Source organism: Polaromonas sp. P1_E1_2 (assembly GCF_056406035.1).
Genome location: NZ_JBFUAZ010000780.1, coordinates 1 through 1,637, shown reverse-complemented (window position 1 = coordinate 1,637; position 1,637 = coordinate 1). Strand labels below are relative to the sequence as shown.

Sequence of the window (1,637 nt, the reverse complement as noted above, 5' to 3'; positions counted from 1 at the left end):
CCTCGGGGGCAGGGAGCTACACGCAGTGAGCGACCGTGGGGGCCAAATCAAACACCGCAATGGACTCCACATGGGCCGTATGCGGGAACATGTTGACCACACCGGCCGCCGTGCAGCGGTATGCGCCGCTGTCCACCAGCACGCCCGCATCCCGCGCCAGGGTGGCCGGGTTGCAGCTTACATAGACAATGCGCTGCGGCGGCRCCCAGCCGTTCARGGCCAGGCTCTGCTGGTGCTCACCGTCGTCACAGGGGACGCCGCTGACGATCTGTTGGTGCAGCGCTGCCAGGGACTTGAAGAGCTCAAAAGCGCCTTCACGCGGAGGGTMCACCAGCCATTTGTCGGCCCGGCCGTCTTTCACCAGCATCGCCGGCGTCATTTCAAACAGGTTGCGCGCTACAAATTTTGTAGCTGCCAGCGCCCGTCGGACGCTGGATGCAGGCCTGTTTCTTTCAAAATTCTCGCGTGAACGGGCGACCAGGACTTCACTGCCTTCGATGCCCAGCACTTCACGGGCGCGTGTGGCCAGCGGCAAGGTGAAATTGCCCAGGCCGCAAAACCAGTCGATCACCCGCTCGTCCGGCTGCACCGCCAGCATCCGCAGTGCACGCGACACCAGCACCTGGTTGATGTGAGGGTTGACCTGCGTGAAATCGGTCGGTTTGAACGGCATGACCACATCGAACTCCGGCAGGCCGTAGCTCAGCTCCTGCACAGCGTCGTCCAGCAGCTTGACCGTCTCGAGGCCCCCCGGTTGCAGCCACCATTGCAGGCCGGGGTTCAACACAGCGAAAGCACGCAGGCGGTTCAAGTCACCGGTGCTCAAGGGTTCCATATGGCGCAGCACCATGGCCGTGACCTCGTCGCCACAGGCCAGCTCGATCTGCGGCAGGGTTTCCTTCGCATCCATGCTGCCGATCAGCTCGCGCAGCGGCACGAGCATGTCGCTGACGTGCCGGGGCACCACATGGCATTCGGTCATATCGGCCACGTAGCCGCTTTTACGCTCGTGAAACCCCACCAGCACGGCACCCTTTTTGCGGACATACCGCACCGACAGCCGCGCGCGATAGCGGTATCCCCAGGCCGGCCCTTCGATGGGCCGCAGCAGGTTGTCCGCCTTGACCTTGCCGATGTGCCAGAGATTGTCTTCCAGCACACGCTGCTTCACGGCCACCTGCGCCCCCACATGCAAATGCTGCATCTTGCAGCCGCCGCATGCGCCGGTGTGCATGCCGAAATGCGGGCATGCCGGCCGCACACGCTGGGACGATTCACGGTGAATCGCCATCACCATGGCTTTTTCAAAGCTGCTTTTCTTGCGGTAGACGTTGGCAGTTACCCGTTCGAAAGGCAGGGCACCCTCGATAAAAACCACCTTGCCGTCAGCCCTGTGGGCAATTCCCTGGGCTTCGATGTCGAGTGATTCAACTTCGAGCACGTCCGGCGGGTAGTCGGCCGCCGTAGCAGGCTGCTTGTTCTGGCTTTCTTCTGTCATGCACCAATTGTCTCAGGCTGCGGTACCATTTTCTGAACCCGTGAAAGGAAGGCGCCATGGAGCTTCGTATKTGCATCGATGTTGACAACATGGAACGCGCCGTCGAGTTCTATACAGAGGCGCTCGGGCTGCGTACAGG

At 61.9% G+C, this 1,637-nt stretch carries 1 protein-coding gene; it reads right to left on the bottom strand.

Features of this window, described 5'->3' with window-relative positions:
* Positions 1-16 precede the first annotated feature (16 nt).
* Positions 17-1,498 carry a 23S rRNA (uracil(1939)-C(5))-methyltransferase RlmD gene (gene rlmD, locus AC1D1P_RS22800; protein ID WP_477674561.1) on the bottom strand — a complete coding sequence of 494 codons (1,482 nt, stop codon included), beginning with the start codon at positions 1,496-1,498 and terminating at the stop codon, positions 17-19.
* Positions 1,499-1,637 lie beyond the last annotated feature (139 nt).